Consider the following 15,989-nt stretch of genomic DNA (forward strand, 5'->3'; position numbering starts at 1 on the left):
GGAGCTACTGCACGGTGACGAAGAAGCTCGTGGCATCCTGCCCGGGCGCCACGGTCGCCCCATTGCTGCTGATCGAGCTGAACGCACCGCTGAGGCCACCGGTGGCCTGGATCAGCACGAGCTTCTGCCCCCGGGCGTAGCTGCCGCTGAAGTTCAGCACCAGGCTGCCACCGAGCATGGCAGGCCCGGCTACGCTGACATGGTCGTGGGTGACGCCAGGTGCGGTGCCGGCGATGGAGAGCGTGAGCTGGCCGGTCGCGCCCTGCCGGAAGCTACCCCCCAGCGCCAATTCATGTTGGCCGCTGGCCAGCCCCAGGGCCGCGTTGTTGACGACGTCGCCCGTGCCCATCGCGTTGGCGCTGCCGGCCCAGGTGGTGCCCCCATTGAGCAGCGTGGCACCTCTGTAGCTGTTGTTCTGCAGCGTGAGCGCAGCAGCGCCGTTGTGAGCGAGGCTGCCACTGCCGCTGATGTTGGACAGCGTGATCGCGGTCGTGGTGTTCTGGACGATGAGCTGGCCGTCGTTGACGATGGCATTGCTCGCCACGCCATTGGGCGACTCGGCCGTCAGCAGGCTGGCGTCACCGCTGTAGGTGGCCTGCAGGAAGGTCGATTTGCCCTTGCTCGCATTGACGGTGATGTAGTTCAGCGGCACGGGCGTTCCTGTGCCCAGGCGCAGGATGGCGTTGGCGCCGATGGTCGTGGTGCCGTTGTAGTTCTGCGGTTGGGCGAAGGTCACGTCGTTGCCCGGCGTCGGCATGACCTTGACGTTGCCCGTACCGACCGCGCCATCCCGGTGCGGGCCGCCCCCGCCGCCGGTGATGCCCACGTGCAGAGTCACCGGTCCGTTGTAGTTGAAGGCCAGCGTGCCGCTGCGCAGGTTGATGTAGGCGTTCTTCTTGCCAAGCGTCGGGTAGGGGGCGGCCGGCGACGGCGCCGACGGCAGAAAGAAGTTGGCGTGTGTGCCGTCGCCCCATTGGACGACGCCGGCGCCGCGCTCGATGTTGATGCCGCGGTAGCTGCCGTCGTTGCCGTTGACGTCGTTCGCGCCGCCGCGGTAGATGACCTTGGCGAAGTTCAAACTGAGGTCGCTCAGGCCCGGGTTGACCAGGTTGGGATGGTTGTGCGGGCTGTTGTCGGTGTGGCTGTAGACGCCCGACATGACGATGGTCGACGGGCCGATGGCGTGGAAGTTGATGTCGTTCCCGTAGGCCGCTTCATAGATGTTCTGCGTCACCGTGACGACGCTGCCTGGCGGGCTCCAGACCAGCCATGAGCCTTCGTTGAGGACCGCCTTGGCATTGGCCAGCGATGCAGCGACATGGTTGCTGCCGAAATCCTGCCCGACGGTAAGAGCGAGCACACCCGAGTAGGTATTGACGCCACCCGATGAGTTGCCGCCCCAGACGTCCGGGGCCTGGACGATGCTGCCGCTGCCACTGATCTGGCCCAGCAGCACGAACTGCGCACTGCTGAGGATGATCGTGCCGTTGTTCAGGATGTTGTTGAGGTTGATCTCCCGGTTGATCAGGCTCGCCTCATTCTTGCTGTCGGACGTCGCGATGATGTTGGGCGAGCTGTCGGCGCTGGTGTTGGTGCCGATCTGGAGCGTGGCGCCGGGATCGATGGTCAGCACCGGCGGGTTCAAGCCGGTGCGGGTCAGCGCATAGCCTGCGCCGGGATAGATTGTCTTTTTGACGACCTGGACTTGCTGGGCCGTCGGCAGCGTGAACGTGCTGGTGCGCGTGATGGTCAGCGTGCCCGTGCCGGCGGCGGGCATGAGGCGCAGCGTGCCCTGCCCGCTGATGACGCCGGAATAAGTCGTCGTGCCCGCGGGCAGCTTGATGACGGCGGTACCGTCCAGCGTGATGTCACGATTGGCGAGAACGTCCGCTGTGATATCCCTGGCAGCCTGGACCGCCAGGGCGGAGGCGTCCGGTGTCGCGCTCGTGCTGGTGGCGTCTCCACCGCCGCCACAGGCCGTCGTGAGGACGGCGCAGCCGGCCAATAAAATTCCGCGCCGGCTGGCGCCAGTAAAGGTCGAACGCAAGGAGGCTCCTGCTGGATGATCTGCGAGCGCCGGTTGCCGCGCCCGCGCGCATCATGCCGGCGAGCCCGCTCCCGGCCGGAGTGCCAATTGCAACTTTCCGTTCACCCCAGGGGAACCGCGTCAAAGTTGGCGTGCAGCCTGCTTTGGGACGCGCCCGTGCAAATCACTCCGCGATACACGCCCGGTTCTTGCCGGTGTGCTTGGCCTCGTACAGGGCCACGTCGGCGCGGTCCAGCGCGGCTTCCAGCGTCTCGCCGGGGCGGTAGAGCGTGACGCCGGCCGAGAAGGTCACGAAGACGTCCTTGCCCTCGTGGTTGAACAGCGCACTGGACAACGAGCGCTGCAGCCGCACGAGCACCTGCTGGGCCTCGTCCAGCGGCGTGTTGGGCAGCATCAGCACGAACTCTTCGCCACCATAGCGCGCCACCATGTCGCCAGGGCGCAGCGAGGCCTGGGTGCGCTCGGCCAGCGACTTCAGCGCGATGTCGCCGGCGTGGTGGCCGAGGCTGTCGTTGAGCTTCTTGAAGTTGTCGATGTCCAGCAAAGCCAGGGCCACGCGAGTTGACTCCCGCTCGGCCTTGGCCTGCTCGATGCCGAAGGCCTGGATGAGGCCGCGGCGGTTGGCAACTTGCGTGAGCTGGTCGGTGTGGACTTCGTTGGACAGGCGGCGCAGCTCGCCCTCCAGCTCGTCGACGCGCTGGTTCAGCGCGGCCGCGCGGTCGTGCTCGAGGGTCAGGCGCGCTTGAGTCTGGGACACCAGGCTCTGCACGCTGCGGCTCTCCTCGACCATCTCGCGCACGGTGCCGGTCAGGCTTTCCAGCGAATCGGCCTGCTCGATGGCCTCGGCATAGCGGCCGACGCTGGTCTGGAAGCGGTCGGTGTGTTGGCCCAGCTCGCCGAGTTCGGCCAGCATGCGCTGGATGAGGCCCTTCAATGAGTCTCGCGCCTTGGAGCGTTCCTCGCGCAGCGCGCGCTGGCGCTCGCGTGTGCCCGACAGCAGTTCGGACACGGTGCGCACGCCGCGGCCCGACAGGCCTTGGGCGAGTGCGTTGCTCATCGCCTCGGCCTGGCCTCGGGCCCAGGAATCGTCCTCGGCCAGATCGACGAGGCTGCCGCTCAGCTCGCGGCACAGGCCGCCGAGTTCATCAAAGAGATGGCGGCGGTGGTCCAGCAGATGCCGGGCGCGCAGGCACAGCGCGGCCATCTGCGTGGCGCGGTCGGGGCTGGCGCCATGGGACTTCAATTCGGCCTGGGCGGCGTCGAGCTCGCGCATCAAGGCGTCGGCAGGCGTCGCCTCGGTCTGCGGCGAGCGCAGCGCATGGCGCACCGTGCCGTTCAGTTCGCTGCTGACGTCGGCCCAGTGGGGGCTGGTGTCAACAACCGGCGGCGGCGTGTCGCGCAGGCCGGTGCGGCTGAGTTCACCAAAGCCGGTGCTCTCGCGAAAACGGGACGTTTCGCCAAAGCCCGTCTCGGCAAATGTGCTCTCGGAGAAGAACTGGCTGGGTGTGCCGCCGTCCTCATCCGTCTCCACGCCGCTGCCGTCGCCGTCCTTGTCCCAGCTTGCCACCAGTTGGCCCAGGCGCTTGACGAGCTTGCCGCTGTCGTTGCGGCCCAGCTCCAGCACACGGTTGACGCCGTCCTTCTTGCGCGCCAGCGTCCAGTGCTTGCCGCCGCGCTCCAGGCCGCGCACCAGGCGCTCGATGGCCAGGGCCAGGGCCTCGGCCTGGGCCGCGGGGCCGGCCACGTCGAGCAGCTTGTCGACCTGGCGTTGCAGTTCGTCGAGCTTTTGTTCACGCAAGGCGGTCTGCAGCTCCTGGCGCGTGCTGCCCGAGGGCAGGGCCAGGCTGATCAGCTTGGACATCAGCTGCTGGAGGCGCTCGGAGACGGCGCTGGTGGCGCCACTGGCGGCCTGCGCCGGCTCGCCACCGCTTTCGATGGCGTAGGCGCGGGCGTAGTTCTCGGGTGTGGGTTCCAGCCTGGCCTGGGCGAGGCGCTGCAGCGCGGCCTTGGCCAGTTGGGCCGGCGGTAACTGAGAGCGCATGTCAGCTTTCCATCCGGCAAATGCCGCATATGCGGCACATGAAACATCCGGGCCGAGCGCCGGGCCGCTCCCTAGCCGGCCCGCGTTGGCGATGTGCTTGCCGGTCGAGCCGGCAAGCATCGCCGTCCCCCTGGGGGACCGGCCAAGGTACACCTTGGACGAGGGGCGTCATTTCTTTAACGCTGCCCGCGAGATGTGGCGTCGGTACTGCCGTCGGCCTGCGTGATCCAGGGCGCCTTGCGCGGCAGCACGGTCTGGGCGATCCAGCGCTCCAGCTCATCGGGCGGCAGCGCCTTGCTGAACAGGAAGCCTTGCATCAGCGAGCAGCCCAGGCGGTGCAGCACTTCCATCTGGCGCAGCGTCTCGACACCCTCGGCAATGACGCGCAAGCCCAGGGCCCGCGCCAACGCAATGATGGCCGTGACGACGGCCGAGCTTTGCGGCGTGATGCCGAGGTCGCGCACGAAGGTGCGGTCGATCTTCACTTCCGAGATCGGCAGCGTCGTCAGGTAGGCGAGGGACGAATAGCCGGTGCCGAAGTCGTCGATGGAGATCTCCACGCCCACCTCGTTGAGGCGATGCAGAGACGGGATGACGTTCTGCAGGTCCTTCATCAGGTTGTTCTCGGTGATCTCGAGCTGGATCGACCGGTGCGGCACGCCATAGGCGCTGACGCATTGGTGGATGTGCTCGACGAGATCGGTACGCTCGAACAGCCGGCTGGGCAGGTTGACGGCGATGGAGTCGCTGAAGCCGAACTGCAGCGACCACAGCTTGGCCTGGCGGGCCGCTTCCTTCAGGGCCCATTCGGACAGCGGCACGATGAGGCCAGTCTCTTCGGCCAGCGGGATGAAATCGGCCGGCGGCACCAGCACATTGCCACGCTGCCAGCGCATCAGCGCCTCGGCGCCCACCATGCGGGCGGCGCGCACGTCGATCTTGGGCTGGTAGTGCAGCACGATCTCGTTGCGCTCCAGCGCCTTGTGCAGGGCGCTTTCCAGTTCCAGCTTCTGCTTGCCGTGGCCGGCCAGCTGCGGCGAATAGACGGCCGAGGCATTGCGGCCCTGGCTCTTGACCGCGTACATGGCCACGTCGGAATTGCGCAGCAGGTCGGCCATGGTCTGGCCGTCGCGCGGGTACAGCGCAATGCCGACGCTGGCCGTGACGAAGCATTCCTGGCCGCCGACGAAGATGGGCTCGCGCAGGGCGTCCAGCACGCGCTGGGCGACCCGTTCGGCATCGCGTTCGTCGGCCACCTCGGGCAGCAGGGCGACAAACTCGTCACCGCCCAGGCGGCCCACGGCCTCCAGGCCGCGGTGGCTGCGGTTGCCCAGGCCGTCGAGCACGCCTTCCAGAATCTGGTCGGAATGGCGCACGCAGCTGCGCAGGCGACGGCCGACCTCGACGAGGAGCTCGTCGCCGGCGGCGTGGCCCAGGGTGTSGTTGATGACCTTGAAGCGGTCCAGGTCGATCAGCAGCAGGCCAACCTCGTGGCCGCCGCGGCGCGCGCTCTCGATCGCGCGCTCGACACGGTAGATCAGCTGGCGACGATTCGGCAGGCCGGTCAGCGCGTCGAAATGGGCGAGCTGGCGGATGCGGTCCTCGGCCTGGCGACGGTCGGTCACGTCCTGCAGGATGCCGGTGTAGCCGTTGACACCGCCCTGTTCATTGAATTCGGGCTCGGCCTCGATGTGGACGACGCGCTGGCGGCCATCGGGCAGGGTCAGTGGCAGGTCGGTGACCAGCACCGAGGTGTGGGCGATGACGTCGCGCAGCAGGCGCAGGAAGACATGGCGGTCGTCCGCCGGCACCATGCGCATGACGCCGATGAAGTCCAGCCGGTCCTGTGGGCCGCGGCCGAAGACGCGCAGGCCCTCGGCGGAAATGGCGAAGCTGGCGGCCGTGTCGCGCCACCATTCGAAGCTGCCCATGCGGGCCAGATCCTGGGCGCGCGCCAGCTTGGCCTTGCTGCGCTCCAGCTCAAGCCGGGTGCGCGAGCTGCGCAGCAGATAGCGCAGCCGGCCGTCGAGCAGGCTCCATTGCGGCGACTTGACGAAGAAGTCGGTCGCGCCGGCCTGGTAGGCGCGGTTGATGGAGGCTTCATCGTCCAGGCCGGTCAGCATCAGCACGGGCAGGGATTCGAAGCCGGGTGTGGCGCGCAGCAGCGAGCAGGTTTCGAAGCCGTCGAGCTCGGGCATCAGCGCGTCCAGCACGACGACGTCGGGCGTGCGCGTGGACAGCAGGCCCAGGGCCTCGCTGCCACTGGGCGCTTCGGTGACTTCAAAGCCGCGCTCGCGCAGCGCGGCGGCGGTCAACAGCAGATTGACCTCGTCATCGTCCACCAGCAGCACGCGCGGGCGCGGCGGGAGGTCGTCGAGGGCTTGACCGGTAGGCAGCATGCTTCTCTTAGAGCAGCGCGGCCAACGCCGCGCGTACCTGTTGGATGTCTTGGAGCATAGCGTCCAACTGCTCGGAAAGGCCGTCCACGCGGCCATCGCGCACCATGGTTTCGATGTCGGCGCAGCGCGCAGACAGTGCCATGGCGCCCAGGCTCGCCGACGAGGATTTCAGCGTGTGGCTGACATGGCGCACGACGGCGAGGTCAGGTGTAGCGCCTTCACGGGCGCGGGCGAGGTCGGGCAGCAAACGGTCCAGTGAGTTGGAGAACGCCGCCACGACGCGTTCCAGCAGCTTGTTGCCGCCGCTCGGGTCGAGTTCCCGCAGGCGACGAATCGCCTCGGGATCGAGCAGGGCTGCGGGCTGTGAGGCGGTCATGGACTGGTCTGCGGGTCAGGGACTCGGCACGCCTAAATGTATCTCGGGTGGGAGGGGGGCCAAACGCGAAGGAATGCACACTTTCGGCCGGCTGCGCTGTGGTTATTGACATCGGGCGACGCCGGGCATGCCCAGGCCCTGTTGCTGGGGAAGCGCTGCCTACAATGAAGCGCATGAACAGCCTCAGCGACGACAGCGCGCTCATCTCGCGCCGCCAGGAGCGACGACTGCCGATGCGGCTGCTGATGCTGACCCTGGCCACGGTCTCCATCTTGATGCTGGTACTGGGCGGCCTGGTGGTGCTGGCGTTGATGCGGGTCTGGGGCGGCGAGGTTGGCCTCGTGCACGCGGCCCTGGTGCTGACGGCATTCTTCACCGGCGTCCTGCTGCTGGTTGCGGCTGCGTTGGGCTGGCATGCCGGCGTGCGGCTGACGCGCCAGCGCCTGGCCGAGCCCCTGCGCGAAGTGCGCCAGCAGCTGCTGATGCAGGCCCAGCTGCAGCGTGACTGGCAATGGGCCACCGATGCCGAGCACCGCCTGGTGCGCTGGCAGGCGCCGCAGGGCGCGCCGTCATCGAGCTGGGTGGGTGCGGGCGCCAGCACCCAGCAGCTGTGGGAGCGCTTCGAGGTTGCCGAGCCGGCCGCCCAATTGCGCGAGCGCCTCGGTGCCCACCAGCCCTTTGTCGACTTGCAGCTCGCCGCTGCCGATGGCAGCACCGCCTGGCGGCTGCGCGGCCTGCCCTGTATCGACTCGCACGGCCATTTCGCTGGTTACCTGGGCACGGCCCGCCCCGACGAGCCCGCCGAGGCGACGCCAGCGCCACAGCCGGCGCATGCCGCCGACCTGGCCGCCGAACACGAGTCCTTCAGCTACACGGTCTCCCACGATCTGCGTGCGCCGCTGCGCGTCGTCGAGGGCTTTGCGCGCATCCTCAAGGAAGACTACGGCGCGCGGCTGGATCGCGTCGGCAATGACCACCTCGACCGCGTCATGAGCGCTGCCGCGCGCATGAACAGCATGATCGACGCGCTGCTGTCGCTCTCCCAGCTGTCGACGCGGCCACTGGCGTGCCAGCCTGTCAACCTGTCGCAACAGGCCGGCTATGTGATGGAAGAGATCAAGCGCGGGGCGCCGCAGCGCGAGCTGGTGCTGGACATCGAACCGGGCCTGACGGTGCAGGGCGACCCGACGCTGCTGCGCATGGTGCTGGAGAACCTGCTGGGCAACGCCTGGAAGTACAGCGGCAAGGTCGAGTGCACGCAGATCGGCTTTGGCAGCGTGCAGCAGGGCGGGCGGCGCGTCTTCGTCGTGTCGGACAACGGTGCCGGCTTCGACATGCGCTTTGCCGAGCGCCTGTTCGGCGTCTTCCAGCGCCTGCACAGCGCCAGCGACTTCCAGGGCACCGGTGTCGGCCTGGCCCTGGTGCGGCGCATCGTTCGCCGCCATGGTGGCGACATCTGGGCCGAATCCGCCGTGGGCGAGGGCTCGCGTTTTTATTTCACTTTGGGCTGACGCCCATTGCTTTGCGGGCCGAGCGCCGGGCCGCTCCCTAGCCGGCCCGCCTTAGGCGATGTGCTTGCCGGTCGATCCGGCAAGCATCGCCGTCCCCCTGGGGGACCGGCCAAGGTATTCCTTGGACGAGGGGCTCACTTCTGGCCCGGGCGCGCCAGCAGCTCCAGCGCATCCACGACACGCCGTGCCTGCTCGGGCAGGCTGTGGCCATCGGCGGAGGCCAGGCTCATCAGGCGGGCGAGCGCCTCGTCGCGTGGCAGGGAATAGCGGTGCATCAACACGCCGACGGCCAGGGCCGTCACGTCCATGGACGGCAATTCCGAGGGGGCCTCGAAAGCCTGGGCCATGGCGGCCGGTGCCGCCGGGGCTGAGGTGGCGACGGGGGGCGTCGAACGCGTGGTTGAACGTGCAAAAGCGGCCTCGACGGCGGGCACGATTTGCGAGATGTCCAGCGGCTTGACGAGGTAGGCAACGGCGCCCAGCTCCTTGACCTTCGCCACTGTCGCCTCGTCGGTGAAGGCGGACAGGAACATGAAGGGTGTCTGCAGGAATTCGCGCAGATAGGCGGCCACATCGAAGCCGGTCAGGCCTTCCATGCGGATGTCCAGCAGGGCCAGTTCGGGCCGGTGCTCGCGGGCGAGCAGGATGGCATCGTCGCCGTTGTCGGCGTCGATGACCTCGAAGCCGGCCTGCGTGAGCCCATAGCTCAGCGTCGCCAGTACCAGACGGTCGTCATCGACGACCAGGATCTTGCCCTTGCTCACCGTGCCCCTCTATCCAGAACTTGGTTTTATGGCCGGATTGTGAACCACGCTCGGTGGAATCAGTTCCAGCCGGCAGACGACATCGTCGCCTTGCTGTTCCAGGCTCAGGATGGCGCTGCGCCGCGGCAGCAGGGCGCGCACCAGGCCCAGGCCCGACACGCCGCTCTTGACGTTCTGCAGCGCAAAGCCTTCGGGCAGGCGGCCGGGGTTGGCGATCTCGACGGTGATGCCGGCCATGTCGCAGATGAGCTGGCAGCGCACCTGGGCGCCGTTGCTGTGCCGCAGCGCATTGCCGAGCAGCTCGTTGAGGCTGAGCGCGATCGGGATGGCCTCGGCCTCGGGCAGGCACCAGTCCTCCATCAGCGCGCCGCCCTCGGCGGCCGTGGTGATGACGCGGCCCTGCATGCGCTGCACCGAGCCGACGATGGCGTCGAACACCCGCTTGAGCACCAGCGGCCCGGAGGCGCCGACCTGCAGGCCATAGACCTGGGCGATGGCCTGCACCTGGCCCACGGCCTCCTTCAGCACCCCGGCCACCTCGGGGCGGCGCACGGCGATCTGCTGCAGCAGGCCGGCCACGCCCTGCAGGTTGTTCTTGATGCGGTGGTGCACCTCGCGCACCAACAGCTCGCGCTGCGAGATGGCGGCCTGCAGCCTGGCCTGCTCGGCGGCGCGCTGCTCGGTGACGTCGCTGGCCACGAGCAGCAGCAGTTCGGGCGTGTCGTCGCCGCCGACACCGGCCAGGTGCAGCAGCCGCGCGTCCCAGATGCGCGTCGAGTTGCCGGCCGGCACGTGGTATTCCCGCTGGACGACGGTCTGGGATTCCAGGGCCTCGCGCATGTCGGCGACCACCTGCGCCCCCTGCTCGTCGCCGAAGAGCTGCGCCGGCGTGCCGCCCAGCATCGCGGCCTCGGGCCTGCCGGCGAGCGTGGCGGCGGCGTGGTTGAGCTTGACGATGCGCAGGCTCTGCGCCTCATGCAGCGTGATGGCCAGTGGCGCACCTTCGATGATGCGGGCCAGCGATGCCTGGGCCAGCCGGCTCTGGGCCTCGGCCTGGCGGCGGCGGTCGATGTCCAGCAGGGCATAGGTCAGCTGCTGAGTGACTTTGCCGGGGCCATCCTCTCGCTGCGTCTGCACCGCATTGCCGATGACCCAGAACTCGCGCCCGTCGCGGCCGCGCAGCCGGCACTCGAACACATCGGCGCCGGGCTCCGTGTGAAAGGCGTGCTCGTCATCCTCCGGCGCCAGCACGCCCATGGGCTGGCCCTGCACGTCCTCGAGTTCGCAGCCGAACATGCGGCGCGCGGAGCGGTTCATCCACTCGATGCCGTCAGGCCCGACGGTGACGATGCCGACCAGCACGGAGTCCAGCACGGCGCGTTCGCTCTCGGCACGCAGCAGCAGCGCGTTCTCGGCCTGGGCCTGGGCCGTCACGTCGAGCGTGACGACCGAGGTGGAGCGCCGCCCGCCAGCCAGCAGGCCAGGCGCGACGCGGGTCAGCAGCCAACGCCGGCCGAGCTCGGGGTGGCGCACGGCATAGCGCACCTCGACGGCGTCGCCCTTTTTCAGCGCACGCTGCAGGCGTTCGAATTCGGGCAGGGAGGCGGGCTCGACGATCTCGCGGCTGATGCCCTGCAGCGAGCCGGCCGTACCTGTCGTGCCACCTGGCTGTTTGCTGCCGGTCTTGAAGGGCGAGCCTTTGCGGTGGGCCTTGAGCCAGCCGGCTTCGGGCTGGAAGGTGGCCAGGCCCACCGCGGCGGTGTCCATCAGCGCGTCGAGCTGCTGGTGGGCAAGGTCGCGCTCATGCAGCGTGCTGTGGTCTTCCAGCACGGCCAGCAGCAGGGCGCGGCCGGCATGGCGCCACAGGCGCAGCCGCGCCTGCAGCCAGCGGTGCTGGCCCTGCGGGTCGATGTACTCGGCCTCGGTGATCAGCGGCCCGTCCTGCGGGCGCTGCGCCGTCAGTGCCGGCAGCGGCGTGCCGCGGTGCCAACCCAGCAGGGCCTGCAGCAGATCGGGCAGGTCGTTCAGGTGGCGGGGGGCGCCGGCGTAGAGGCCGGCAAAAGCGGCGTTGTGGCGCAGCAGCGTGCCGCTGGCGGCATCGGCCAGCAGGGCCGGCAGGGGCAGCAGGGCCAGCCATTCGGCCAGCGGTGGCTCGCCAGGGTCGGCTGCGCTGAGGCGCGCATGCAGCACCCAGTTGGGTCGTTCGCGCAGCAGGTGCAGCGTGGCGCGCTGGCCGTCGGCGAGCTTGAGCGGTGGCGCAAGTGGCGGCGCGCGACCGGCGTCGATGGCATGGGCGGCCTCGCGCAGCCAGCTTTCCAGCCGCGCTCCGGCGGCATGGCGAAGCAGCCGCCAGCCCTCGGCGGCGTCGGCGCCCAGCCATTCGCGCGCCGCTGGATTGGCGCGCAGTGCGGACAGATCCGCCCGTAGCGTCAGCACCGGGTCGCCGACGAGGTCGAGCAGGGCAGTGGAGGCGGGCGGGCCGAACATGGCTCAGCCTGGCGAGCCGATGATCCGCAATGGCGCCTTGCTCATTCGAGCTGGGTGGCCTTGTGCAAGGCCCGCAGCACGCAGGCGTTGATCTCGCCGGCGCCGAGCATCAGCGCGTCAGCGCGTTCGCGGTAGTCGAACACGCTCTCGGATTCGATGGCGCGCACCAGCTCCAGATAGGGGTGGAAGGGGCCGCTGTCGTCCACCAGGGCCTGGCGCACACGCTCGGGCACGGGAATGCTTTGCAGCAGCTTCTCGAACGGCGCCTTGAGCATGTGGTCCAGCAGCGAGAACAGGCCACAGATGAACATCTCGTCGCGCTGCTCGCGGTCTTCGATGCTGGCGGCAAATTCCTCCATCAGCAGGCCGCGGCGCACGGCGCCGAACATGATGGGGCGCATGCTGTGGTCCTTGCTGGCCGTCGTCAGCAGCAGGGCCAGCCAGCGTTTCAGGCGCGCATAGCCGAGCAGCATGATGGCGTGACGGAAGCTCGACACCTCGACCGGCAGGCCGAAGGCGGCCGAGTTCATGTAGCGCAGCAGCTTGAAGGCCAGGCTGGGGTCGCGCTTCAAGGTCTGCTCCAGGCGCTCGACGTCCTCGCCTTCGTCGACGCGTGAAATGAGCTCCATGATGACCTGCAGGTCGGCCGCGATCTCAGTCTTGGCGGCGCCGGCGGTCGCTTCGTAAGGGCCGTCCATGGGCCAGCCGATGACGATTTCGGCGCCGGCCTTGAAGCTGGCGTCGATAGCGTCGGCGCCACGCACGCCGGCATGCACGACGGCAACGCCGGCCGGCGCGGCCTGGCCGGGCTCCAGCACCACCTGCCTGAAGGCGGCGCCGACGGCGGCCGGCAGCGGTGCATTGGGCAGGCCCTTGAGCAGGCCCCTGTGGCCAGCCGCCTTCAACGCGGCGATGGCGTCGCCGTGCGCGGCATCAGCGGCGATGAAGGCCGGCACCTCGATCTGGGTCGGCTCGGCCGGCGGCTGGGCCAGCAGGGCGGCCAGCAGGGCTTCGCCCTGGGCGCTGATGACGGCGCCGCCCTGGGGCCAGGTCGCGGCCAGCGCGGCCAGCAGCTCGGCGTGATCGGTCCTGGCATCGGCGCGAAGCGGCACCAGCGTCAACCGTGTGCCGGCGATGTTGCGCTGGCGGTCGATGACGGGGGCATAGCCCAGGGCAACACCGGGCAGGATTGCGCGATCGAGAGCGGCGGGAGAGTTGTCGGACATGGCGCGGCGCTGGGCTGGCGGTGAATGCGGCAGTCTGCCACGAGCGCCGCCGCCCTACCGGGACGATTCGTGACCGAATTCATTCCCGGTGGCGCCACACCAGAGATGGCAGCCGACGGCGCGGCGCCGTCCTGAAATCATGTGCAGCGGGGCGTGCCTAGCCCTGGATGTACTGGAACAGCGTCATGCGCTGGACCATGGCATAGGTCTTGAGCGCCGTTTCGTAGCCGGTCTGCTGGTTCTGGAAGTCGGAAATGCCTTGCACCATGTCCAGATCCTCGGCTGCGCTCTTTTCCTCGGCGCTGTACTGCTTCAAGGCGGCCAGGCGGCTTTCGGTGCCGTCGAGGTTGTTCAGCCGTTCGCCCACCTGGCTGCGCATGCTCTGCATATTGCCCATGACGGCGTCGATGTCGCGGATGCTGGTGGTGTTGGCCTGGGTCACCTGCGTGGGAGTGCGCTGCGTGGTGTTGAGGTCGGCGATGGCCTTGTCGATGACGTCGAAGACCTTGAGGCCGTTTTTGGAGCCGGCGATGGCGAAGGCGTCGCCGTCGACCGGCGTGCCTGAAACGGTGAAGGCCATGCCGTCGCCCGTGATGGCCTGGCCCGGCTTGAAGCTGCCGCTGGAGACGACGCTGCCGAGGTCGGTGTCGGTCAGCGTGTAGGTTTGCGAGGGCGTGGCCCCGGCGATGTCGACACGGTAGTTATGGCCGGTCAGCAGCTTGGGGTCGATGGTGCGGCCGCTGTCGATCCATCCCGAAGCCACGTTGCCGGTGATGCCATTGACCAGCGGGCCGCCGGTGGCGGGGTCGATCAACTGCACGACGGACTTGCCGGTCGTGGGGTCGGTGGTCAGCGTGCGCGGCGCCGTCTCGAAGGAGCCATTGCCACTGCCCGCCTGCTCCCAGGAGGCGCGGCCATCGATGGTCAGCTGGAAGTTGTCGAGGTTGCCGGTCTGGATGTTGCCGGGCACGCCGATGTAGCTGACGCCGCCGGCTTGATCCAGGAAGGGTGGGGTGGAGGCGCCCTGGCCGGAGAAGATGTAGCCGCCGGAGCCGTCGGGCCGGTTGGCGATGGCCAGCAACTGGTCGCGGATGCCCTTGAGCTTGGTGGCCAGCCCCTGGCGTTCGGCGTCGGAATAGCTGGCATTGCCAGCCGAAACCATGGTTTCACGGGCCTGCTGCAGCAGCTCGTTGGCGTCGCCCAGGGCCGATTCGCCCAGGGTCATGCTGTTGCGGCTGGCCTCCAGTGCACGCTGGTTGGCCTCGACGCGGCCGATGGAGGCCAGAGCCCGCTCGGCGCGCGCAGCGCCGGTGGGGTCGTCGCTGGCCAGGGCGATGCGCTTGCCCGAGGTCAGCTGCTCTTGCTGGGTCTGCATCGCGTTCTGCCGGCGTTGCAGATTGGCGATGGACGCGTCGAAGAGGTTGGCGGTAGCGAGTCTCATGGATTACCTCTGCGCAATTCGCATCAGTTCGTCGAACAGGGTCTGGGCTGTCTGCAGCACCTTGGCGGCGGCCTGGTAGCCCTGCTGGAACTGCATCAGCCGCGAGGCTTCCTCGTCGAGGTTGACGCCGGCCTGGCCGGCGCGGCTGGTCTCGGCATCGCCGGCGACGCTGGTGGACACGTCGGACAGGTAGTTGGCGCTCTGCACGCGCGCGCCGATGTCGCTCATCGCCGCGGCATAGGTGTCGTTGATGGTCGAACCCGGCGTGAAGCCGCCGCCAGCCAGCACCTGGCGGCCGACGAAGGTTTCGCTCTGGATGTTGAGGAAGGCCTTGGCGTTGCCGTTGTTCGTGGCGGTGTAGGTCGTCGGGTCGATGGCGATCTTGTCGCCGCTGCGCGGCACGCCGTTGGTGCGCAGCTCGAAGCCGAGGTCGATGCCGGCGGCGGGTTGGTTGCCGATGGGCTGGCCCGAGCTCCAGATGCCGCTGAGCACGCTGCCGTTGGCCAACGTCAGCGTGTACTGCACATTGTTGGCGTTGGCCGGATCGGGCGCACCGAACTGCAGGGTCATGGGCGCCGTGGTCGGGTCGAAGTTCTGGTTGACCGCGTAGATGCTGTCGACGCTGAGGGTGCCGGTGTTGTTGACGTTCGTGGAAGCGGTCAGCGGCGACGCGGCGGCGATGCCCGTGGGGGCGTCCAGCACGCGCTTCATGTTGACGGCGGCGGAACCCACGGGCTCGATGAGGAAGCTCTCACCTGCGGCCGGCGCTGCAGGGGTGAAGACGATCTTGAAGCCATCGATGGTGTCGCCGTCGTTGACGGTGCGCACCAGCCCGTCGGACAGGCGCGTCAGCTCATAGCTGCCGGACGTGCTGGAGCTCAGTTTGTAGCTGCTGGCCTGCAGCTGGCTGGCGTCGACGATGCTGGCCGCGACGCCGTTGGTGAAGCCGCCGCCGGGGTTGCGCTGGTTGCTGGCCGCTGGCAGCACGTTGGGTACGGCGACGCTGAAGATGGCGGCACCCTTGCCGGGCGGGTTGGACAGGTCCAGGCCGAGGGCGTTCTGGTCGTTGACGCGCGTGCCGATGGCGGCTGCGAGCTGGCCCAGCAGGTTCTTGGCGTCCTGCAGATCCTTGTTCTGGAAGCTCAGCAGCGCGGTCATCGAGCCGCCGGTCAGCACGCTTTCGTCCAGCGGCCGGCTCTGGCCGCCTTCGTTCAGGGACACCACGGCGCGCAGCGGGTCGTAGGCGTCGGCCGAGACCTGCAGCGACGAGGCCTGGTTGCCGAGCACAAGGCGCTGGCCGCCGCCGATGAAGACGCCGACGGTGTCGTCGTCGGCGGCCAGTGTCGTCACCGCCACATGCTCACCGAGCTGCGAGATCAGCCGTTCGCGCTGGTCCATCAGGTCGTTGGGTGTGTGGCCGCTGCCGCGGGTCTTGGAAATCTGGTCGTTGATGTTGGCGATCTGCTGCGCGAGCTGATTGACGACGACGACGTTGGCCTTGAGGTCGCTGACGACGCCGGCCTGCAGATCGGTGACCTGCTGGCCGGCGTTGGAGAAGCGCACGGCCAGCTCGTTGGCCCGGCCCAGGGCGACCTGGCGCGCCGAGGGGTCGTTGGGGCGGCTGGTCACGTCGACCATGGCGTTCAGGAACTGGCTGGCGGCATAGCCCAGGCCCTCGGTGCCGGGCGGGAAGATCT

The 15,989-nt window shown here is 68.7% G+C and carries 10 protein-coding genes; 1 reads left to right on the forward strand and 9 read right to left on the reverse strand.

Features of this window, described 5'->3' with window-relative positions:
- Positions 1–4: 4 nt before the first annotated feature.
- From ACXJKJ_RS21555 to ACXJKJ_RS21570, 4 genes are all read right to left on the reverse strand, one after another.
- Complete coding sequence (locus ACXJKJ_RS21555) at positions 5–2,047, reverse strand: autotransporter (RefSeq protein ID WP_457392275.1); 2,043 nt, start codon at positions 2,045–2,047, stop codon at positions 5–7.
- Positions 2,048–2,210: 163 nt separating this feature from the next.
- Positions 2,211–4,088 (reverse strand): GGDEF domain-containing protein, encoded by a 1,878-nt coding sequence (locus ACXJKJ_RS21560; RefSeq protein WP_457392278.1) that lies wholly within the window; start codon positions 4,086–4,088, stop codon positions 2,211–2,213.
- A 176-nt stretch (positions 4,089–4,264) separates the two neighbouring features.
- Positions 4,265–6,487: a putative bifunctional diguanylate cyclase/phosphodiesterase gene (locus tag ACXJKJ_RS21565; RefSeq protein WP_457392280.1), complete on the reverse strand. Its 2,223-nt coding sequence runs from the start codon at positions 6,485–6,487 to the stop codon at positions 4,265–4,267.
- Between the two features lie 7 nt (positions 6,488–6,494).
- The gene (locus ACXJKJ_RS21570) at positions 6,495–6,863 is read right to left on the reverse strand and encodes an Hpt domain-containing protein (RefSeq protein WP_056199185.1); all 369 of its coding nucleotides are present in this window, start codon (positions 6,861–6,863) and stop codon (positions 6,495–6,497) included.
- A 173-nt stretch (positions 6,864–7,036) separates the two neighbouring features.
- Between ACXJKJ_RS21570 and ACXJKJ_RS21575 the strand changes: the two genes are divergently transcribed.
- The gene (locus tag ACXJKJ_RS21575) at positions 7,037–8,374 is read left to right on the forward strand and encodes a sensor histidine kinase (RefSeq protein WP_157281726.1); all 1,338 of its coding nucleotides are present in this window, start codon (positions 7,037–7,039) and stop codon (positions 8,372–8,374) included.
- Positions 8,375–8,508: 134 nt separating this feature from the next.
- Here the strand turns inward: ACXJKJ_RS21575 and ACXJKJ_RS21580 are convergent, their stop codons facing one another.
- The 5 genes from ACXJKJ_RS21580 to ACXJKJ_RS21600 all read right to left on the reverse strand — a co-directional run.
- Positions 8,509–9,138: a response regulator gene (locus ACXJKJ_RS21580; protein ID WP_056199180.1), complete on the reverse strand. Its 630-nt coding sequence runs from the start codon at positions 9,136–9,138 to the stop codon at positions 8,509–8,511.
- 9 nt (positions 9,139–9,147) lie between these two features.
- A complete protein-coding gene (locus tag ACXJKJ_RS21585) occupies positions 9,148–11,625 on the reverse strand; it encodes a sensor histidine kinase (RefSeq protein ID WP_457354239.1) in 2,478 nt (825 codons plus the stop codon).
- A gap of 41 nt (positions 11,626–11,666) precedes the next feature.
- Positions 11,667–12,851, reverse strand: coding sequence for an EAL and HDOD domain-containing protein (locus ACXJKJ_RS21590; protein ID WP_457392282.1), 1,185 nt, complete (start codon positions 12,849–12,851; stop codon positions 11,667–11,669).
- A gap of 157 nt (positions 12,852–13,008) precedes the next feature.
- Positions 13,009–14,292, reverse strand: coding sequence for a flagellar hook-associated protein FlgL (flgL, locus tag ACXJKJ_RS21595; protein WP_457354237.1), 1,284 nt, complete (start codon positions 14,290–14,292; stop codon positions 13,009–13,011).
- Between the two features lie 3 nt (positions 14,293–14,295).
- Positions 14,296–15,989, reverse strand: a 1,694-nt coding sequence (locus ACXJKJ_RS21600; RefSeq protein WP_457392285.1) for a FlgK family flagellar hook-associated protein, incomplete at its 5' end; no start/stop codon positions are given.

The organism is Roseateles sp. P5_E1, assembly GCF_054049335.1.

Coding starts and splice junctions, on each gene's coding strand:
- ACXJKJ_RS21590 (WP_457392282.1), bottom strand. CDS start 12,851: ATGTCCGACAACTCTCCCGCCGCTCTCGATCGCGCAATCCTGCCCGGT.
- flgL (WP_457354237.1), bottom strand. CDS start 14,292: ATGAGACTCGCTACCGCCAACCTCTTCGACGCGTCCATCGCCAATCTG.
- ACXJKJ_RS21570 (WP_056199185.1), bottom strand. CDS start 6,863: ATGACCGCCTCACAGCCCGCAGCCCTGCTCGATCCCGAGGCGATTCGT.
- ACXJKJ_RS21575 (WP_157281726.1), top strand. CDS start 7,037: ATGAACAGCCTCAGCGACGACAGCGCGCTCATCTCGCGCCGCCAGGAG.
- ACXJKJ_RS21585 (WP_457354239.1), bottom strand. CDS start 11,625: ATGTTCGGCCCGCCCGCCTCCACTGCCCTGCTCGACCTCGTCGGCGAC.
- ACXJKJ_RS21560 (WP_457392278.1), bottom strand. CDS start 4,088: ATGCGCTCTCAGTTACCGCCGGCCCAACTGGCCAAGGCCGCGCTGCAG.